This is a genomic window from Streptomyces odonnellii (assembly GCF_000981895.1).
GTDB lineage: Bacteria > Actinomycetota > Actinomycetes > Streptomycetales > Streptomycetaceae > Streptomyces > Streptomyces odonnellii.
Genome location: NZ_LATD01000380.1, coordinates 1 through 6,610, shown reverse-complemented (window position 1 = coordinate 6,610; position 6,610 = coordinate 1). Strand labels below are relative to the sequence as shown.

Here is a 6,610-nt window from a genome sequence, read left to right as displayed (position 1 = left end):
GCCGAGCAACAGGACTTCCGCAGCCGAGTGCGGGGCTGTCTGCTGGGCGGGGCCATCGGGGACGCGCTCGGGGCGGGGGTCTCGGGGCTGAGCCTGGAGGAGATCAGGGCCGCGCACGGACCGGAGGCCGTCACCGACTTCGTTCCCGCGTACGGCCGTCGCGGCGCCGTCTCCGCCGCCACGCAGCTCACCCTCTTCACCGTCGACGGCCTGATCCGCGCCCAGGTCCGCAGGGACACCGGCGCCTGGCATCCGCCGACCGATGTCCACCGGGCCCATCTGCGGTGGGCGGCGACCCAGCGCGACTGGGGGCCCGATCTGCGCCGCAAGGACAACGGCTGGCTCGCCCAGGAGGAGTGGCTGTACGCGCGCCGCGACCCGGCCCGGTCGTGTCTCATGGGCTTCGGCGACGACATCATGGGCACGCTCGACAAGCCCAAGAACCCCACCGCGCGGGACGCGGGCGCGGTGGTGCGGTCCGCGCCGTTCGGGCTGCTGGTCGGCTGGGAGCCGCAGCTCGTCTGCCAGCTCGCCGTGGAGTGCGCGGCCCAGACGCACGGGCACCCCGGCGCGTATCTCGCGGCGGGCGCCTTCGCGGTGATCGTGCACGCGCTCGCCCGCGCCGAGAGTCTCGACGCGGGCGTACAGCGCGCCCTCGCCCTGCTCGCCGCGCGCCCCGGGCACCAGCCCGTGACGGAGGCGCTTCAACAGGCGCTCGGCGCGGTACGGCAGGGGATTCCCGGCCCCGGACGGATCGCCGCGCTCGGCGGCGAGTGCCACTTGGCCGAGGAGGCGCTGGCCGTGTCCGTCTACTGTGCGCTGGTGAGCGAGGACATCCGGCACGGCCTGCGGCTCGCCGTCAATCACGACGGCCCCTCGGGCACCACCGCCGCTCTCTGCGGTGCCCTGCTCGGCGCGCACCACGGCGAGACGGCGCTGCCGCCGGCCTGGCTGGCCGAAGTGGAGGGCCGGCCCACGCTCCTCGAAATCGCCGACGACTTCGCGATGGAGATGACCCAGGGCCCGGCGCTGCACAGCCCGGCGGTCGCGGCCTCGGGCTGGCTGACCCGCTACCCGCGCGGCTGACGGACCCCGGCGCGCACACCTGCCCGCCCGCCGCCAGTCGTAGTTACGTCGGCCAGGTGGTGCCCGGACCCCCGCGGCGAATGCGGCGGCCCGCGGCGGGCACGGCGCCGGTGGTGGGTACTGGCGCCTGCGGTGGGTACGGCTGCCTGCCCGCGGTGGATTCGGCTGCCCATGGCGCACCGCCCGTGGGCTGGTGCAGGCTGGCGGGATGAGGCATACCGACGACAAGGCGACCGCGCAAGCCTGGGCCGCCCTCGGCGGTCCGGCCGGACTGGTGGAGAGGGTGTCGTACGAGGGGGCGCGCGGCGTGTTGCCCGCACGTCTGCCGGTACGGGAGCTGGCGCGGGCCACCGTGGGCGTGTGCTCGCTGGCAGCCGCGGAACTGCTGGCGGTCCGGGGCACCCGGCCGGTACCGGCGGTGCGGGTGCACGAGGGAGCGGTGGCCACCGCGTTCGTCAGCGAACGGCACCTGCGAGTCGACGGCCGGATCCCGGTGTCCTTCGCACCGCTGTCTGGCTTCCGGCGTGCGGCCGACGGCTGGGTACGGACCCATGCCAACTACCCCCACCACCGTGCCCGCCTGCTGGGCGCGCTCGGCATCCCCGACACCGGCGACGACCGGGCGACGGCCGAGCTGTTGTCGGACGAGCTGGCCACCCGCTCCGCGCGGTCGGTACAGGAGACCGTCTACGCGGCGGGCGGACTGGCCGTGGCCGTGGCCCCGCCCAGGCCCACAAGCGCCGCACTCCCGCTGGTCGAGACGCGGCTCGTCGGGCAGAGCGGCCCACGGGCTGTACCGGTGAGACCACTGCCCGCTTCGTCGCTGCCGGCCAGTGGTGTGAGGGTCCTGGACCTGACCCGGGTCATCGCCGGCCCCGTCGCGACGCGCACACTCGCCCTGCTGGGCGCCGATGTCCTGCGCGTGGACCCGCCCTGGCTTCCGGAGGACCGGGACAGCCACGCCGACACCGGCTTCGGGAAGCGCTCCACGCTGCTGGACCTCTCCGCTCCCGGAGACCGGGCCGTCTTCGAAGATCTCCTGGACTCCGCCGACGTCGTGGTCATGGGCTACCGGCCCGGCGCGCTTGACCGGTACGGTCTGGCCCCGGACGCGCTGCTGGAGCGGCGGCCCGGCCTGATCGTCGCCCAACTGTGTGCCTGGGGCTGGTCGGGACCGTGGGCTTCGCGGCGCGGCTTCGACAGCCTCGTCCAGGCCGCGAGCGGAATCGCCGCGGCCGAGGCCTCCGCCGACGGCACCCCGGGAGCGCTGCCCGCGCAGGCACTGGATCACGGAACCGGCTACCTCCTCGCGGCCGCGGTCCTGCGCGCGCTGACCGACCGGCAGGCGACCGGCGACGGGAGGCATCTACGGCTGTCACTCGCGGGCACCGCGTCCTGGCTGTTGCACGACATCCTTCCCGCGCCGATCGAAGGCGGCCTCCACGCGTCACGGCCTTGGCGGGCCAGGACCACGTCGCCCTATGGGATCCTCGACCACGCGCTTCCCCCGGTGCACTACGACGGAGCACCCCGGAACTGGGACCGTCCGCCCGCCGAGTGGGGCAGCGACCGGCCGGTCTGGACCTGATCGCGTACGGGGCGGCAACAGGCCGCGGCCGACAGTGGGCCACAGCGGTACGGGCACCACCCGGCACCCGGCACCGGCATCCGCCCCTGCGCCGACCCGCCGTAGCGCACACAGCCGTACGGGCGCACAGGCCGGCACCGCACCCGTACGCCCGTACAGTCGCTCCGCAGCGGACCCGAGCCGGCCGGCCCGTACCGCCGCCGCTCCTCAGCCGTCGGAATCCTTCCGTCCCGGAAGCTGCCCCGGACGCCCTCCCGGAAGCTCCGCGTCCGACGCCCCCGCCTGCCCCGGCACCCGCAGCGACGCCGCCGTCAGGTCCGAACCGTCACCGTCGCCCTCCCCGTTGATCCGTGCCAGCAGCACATCGCGGTCCTCCGAGGGCTCCGGCTTCACGTAGCCGATCACGATGTACAGCACCAGCGAGACCGCGAGCGGGATCGAGACCTGGTACTGGAGCGGGACGCCGCCCTCGACACTCCAGTTGATCGGGTAGTTGACCAGCCAGAACGCCAGCAGACCCATGGCCCAGCTCGTCAGCGCCGCCGTCGGGCCCGACCTGCGGAACGGCCTGAGCAGGCCGAGCATGAACGGGATCGCGATCGGGCCCATCAGACCGGCCACCCACTTGATGACGACCGTGATGATGTCCTTGAACGTCGGCGAGTTGACCTGGGTGGCGACCCCCATCGACAGCGCCAGGAACGCGATCGTCGACAGCCGGGCCGCCAGCAGCCCCGCCCGTTCCGACCAGCCGCGCGCCGCCTTGGACAGCGTCGGCGCGATGTCCCGGGTGAAGACCGCGGCGATGGCGTTGGCGTCCGACGAGCACATCGCCATGGTGTGCGAGAAGAAACCGACGATGACCAGCCCCAGCAGACCGTGCGGCAGGAGCTGTTCGGTCATCAGGGCGTACGAGTCGGACGCGTCCGGCTTCTGCGCCTCGACCAGCAGCGGCGCGCACCACATCGGGAAGAACAGGACCAGCGGCCACACCAGCCAGAGCACCGCGGAGAGCCGGGCCGAGCGGGTGGCCTCGCGGGCGCTGGCGGTGGCCATGTAGCGCTGCGCCTGGTTCCACATGCCGCCGTTGTACTCGAAGGTCTTGATGAAGAGGAACGCGAGCAGGAAGGTGACGGTGTACGGCCCGGCCGTCGGGTTGGCATGCCCCTCGGGCAGCTTGTCCCAGACCGTCCACAGCGCGCTGAAGCCGCCCAGTTCGCCCATGACGGCGACGAGCATCGCGATCCCGGCGAAGAGCTGGATGATGAACTGGCCCAGCTCGGTGAGGGCGTCGGCCCACAGTCCGCCGACCGTGCAGTAGATGCCGGTGATGACACCGGTGATGAGGATGCCCTGGTTGAGGGAGATCCCGGTGAAGACGGAGAGCAGGGTGGCGATGGCGGCCCACTTGGCGCCCACGTCCACGATCTTCAGCAGCAGCCCGGACCAGGCGAGGGCCTGCTGGGTCTTCAGGTCGTACCGGTTCTTCAAGTACTCCAGCGGGGACGCGACATGGAGCCGGGAGCGCAGCCGGTTGAGCCGGGGCGCGAAGAGCTTCGCGCCGATCCCGATGCCGATGGCGATCGGCAGCGACCAGGTCACGAACGAGGTGATGCCGAAGGTGTACGCGATGCCCGCGTACCCCGTGAACATCACCGCGCTGTAGCCGGACATGTGGTGCGAGATGCCCGACAGCCACCAGGGCATCTTGCCGCCGGCGGTGAAGAAGTCGCTGACATTGTCCACACGCTTGTGCGACCAGAGGCCGATCGCGACCATCACACCGAAGTATGCGATGAGCACGATCCAGTCGAGGCTGTTCATGTGCCCCCTCCAGGGGTCCGCCTTGTGAACGATCGGTGCTCTTCGTCAGTACGTCCGGTCAGCGGTGCCCCCGTGCGGGAGCGGGGACTTCGGGGATTGAACCGCCTGGCGCGGCGGGTGGTCAAGAGTCCTTCCGGTCATAAGTGTGAACCCAGGTCAGAAAGCAGAACGATTTTACGTGTTCTTGACCTTCGGGGGCGTTGCCGTGAACGTGACGGCGACCACACGATGAGCGAGCACTTCGTCAGGAGTCCGTGTACACGCGTGGATTCGTGTACGCGCGTAGGACGGAAGCGCCGTGTACGTGCGTAAAACAGAAGCGACCGCACGGGATGCGGGTCCCTTGCGGTCGGGAGAGGCGGTGGGTGGTCGGTCCGCGTGCCGGAGGTGTCCGGGACGGCCGAGTGCCGGAGGTGTCCGGGATGTCGGGGCCCCGGGTGTCCGGGCATGGCCGAGCCCCCTCGGCCAGGACGGCGGACCGGTCGAGAGGGCTCTATCAGTGGTGCGGAGGCAGGGCGTCGAGCGACCTCAGCCGAGGTCGAAGGCGCCCTTGTTCATTTCCTGTACGAAGGCATTCCATGACGAGGGGACGAAGGAGATCGAGGGGCCCTCGGGCGCCTTCGAGTCCCGGACGGCAATGGACTGGACGACGGGGGACTTGACCTCTACGCACGCGCCGTTTCCGCCGGAGTACGAGGACTTGGTCCACGTGTCCGTAGCGCCCTGAAGAATTGCCATGTTCGCTCCGGTTCACCGAGTGGTGGGACATCGCGCCAACGACTTGCTGGCATGATCGACGCTACTCGCCTCACTCGATGGGCGGGACAGTCATTCACTCGTCCTGATGGCTTCTCCCGCTGGAGCCTTACGTGCCACGGCGGTTGAGGTGTACGGTGTCCTCTCCTCGGGCGCGGCCGGGTCAACGGCGCCTCGATGGTGCCTTCGGAGGCGTGTCAGTGGCGGCTCAGCGATGGCCCGGATGGTGGCCTCGGCGGTGGCTTCAGTGGTCGCTCAGCGGGCGTATTCCTTTGCGATATTCGCGATGAACTGCCGGGTCTGCTCGACATTCAGGGCCTGGGCGCGGAGATGCTCGTACATCACGCTGTACCGCTGCACATCATTCGCCTTCTCCAGATAGAGATCGCTGGTAACGCCCTCGATATAGACCACGCTGGAGTCCGCGGTGTCCGGGAATTCGAGAATCGCGTAGTGCCCGCTGATCCCGGGGTGCGCGCCCATGTCGAACGGCAGCACCTGCACGGTCACATGGGGAAGCTGCGACTGCTCGACGAGATACTCCAGCTGCTCCCGCATGAGCTGCCGCCCGCCGACGGCCCGGCGCAGCGCGGACTCGTCGACCACGGCCCAGAGACGGAGCGGGTTCTCGGCGGAGTTGATGCGGTCCTGGCGCCTGATCCGTACCCCCACGCGCTTCTCGACATCCGGCGCGGCGGACTCCGGCAGCGCGCCGTTGATCAGCGCCTCCGCGTAGGCGCGGGTCTGGAGCAGTCCGGGGACCACCTGCGGTTCGAAGACGCGGAGCGAGGCGGCGTCCGTCTCCAGGCCGATGTAGACGCTGTACGGGATGTCGCCGAAGGCGTGCCACCAGCCCTGCTGGCGGGAGTCCTTGGCCATTTGCATCAGCGAGTCGACGATGCGGTGGTCCTCGACCTCGTACACCCCGCAGAGGTCGCGGACATCGCGCTGGCTGATGGAACGGCGGCCGTTCTCCAGACGGCTGATCTTCGACTGGGAGACCAGCAGGCGCTCCGCCACCTCCTCGGCCGTCATGCCCTTGATCTCCCGGAGCCGGCGCAACTCCTGGCCCAATCGGCGTCGCCTGACGGTGGGGTTGACGTTGGACGCCACGGAAACTGCACCTCCGACTGGGTAGCCGTACGTATCTACTGCTCAGCAGACTGCCACCAAAGGTCCCAACTGCGCTGGAAAACGGCGACAGTGGCCATGGACTCCCGCGCGCCGGTGTGCGCTCCCCGCCGCGTGCCGGGGACCGTCCGGCAGCGCGAGGGCGGGCCGGGCTCGGGGCGGGGCCCGGGCGGGACTGTCACGGACCTGTCACGGACCCGTCATGGGGCTGCTACGGGACGGCTA

The 6,610-nt window shown here is 70.7% G+C and carries 5 protein-coding genes; 2 read left to right on the top strand and 3 right to left on the bottom strand.

The window, feature by feature from the left end; translation table 11 throughout:
- The coding region (locus tag WH07_RS30375; protein ID WP_052744607.1) for an ADP-ribosylglycohydrolase family protein at positions 1–1,086 on the top strand (1,086 nt) is incomplete at its 5' end.
- A gap of 208 nt (positions 1,087–1,294) precedes the next feature.
- Positions 1,295–2,674 carry a CoA transferase gene (locus tag WH07_RS30370; protein WP_198533923.1) on the top strand — a complete coding sequence of 460 codons (1,380 nt, stop codon included), beginning with the start codon at positions 1,295–1,297 and terminating at the stop codon, positions 2,672–2,674.
- 207 nt (positions 2,675–2,881) lie between these two features.
- Here the strand turns inward: WH07_RS30370 and WH07_RS30365 are convergent, their stop codons facing one another.
- The 3 genes from WH07_RS30365 to WH07_RS30355 form a co-directional block, all read right to left on the bottom strand.
- Positions 2,882–4,498, bottom strand: a complete 1,617-nt coding sequence (locus tag WH07_RS30365; protein ID WP_046507025.1) for a sodium:solute symporter family protein — start codon at positions 4,496–4,498, stop codon at positions 2,882–2,884.
- A gap of 528 nt (positions 4,499–5,026) precedes the next feature.
- Positions 5,027–5,236, bottom strand: a complete 210-nt coding sequence (locus WH07_RS38250; protein WP_079023690.1) for a DUF397 domain-containing protein — start codon at positions 5,234–5,236, stop codon at positions 5,027–5,029.
- A gap of 273 nt (positions 5,237–5,509) precedes the next feature.
- Positions 5,510–6,367, bottom strand: a complete 858-nt coding sequence (locus tag WH07_RS30355; protein ID WP_046507019.1) for a helix-turn-helix domain-containing protein — start codon at positions 6,365–6,367, stop codon at positions 5,510–5,512.
- Positions 6,368–6,610 lie beyond the last annotated feature (243 nt).

Bases quoted from the DNA above. Each gene is read 5' to 3' on its own strand.
- WH07_RS30370 (WP_198533923.1), top strand. From the start codon at position 1,295: ATGAGGCATACCGACGACAAGGCGACCGCGCAAGCCTGGGCCGCCCTC.
- WH07_RS30365 (WP_046507025.1), bottom strand. From the start codon at position 4,498: ATGAACAGCCTCGACTGGATCGTGCTCATCGCATACTTCGGTGTGATG.
- WH07_RS38250 (WP_079023690.1), bottom strand. From the start codon at position 5,236: ATGGCAATTCTTCAGGGCGCTACGGACACGTGGACCAAGTCCTCGTAC.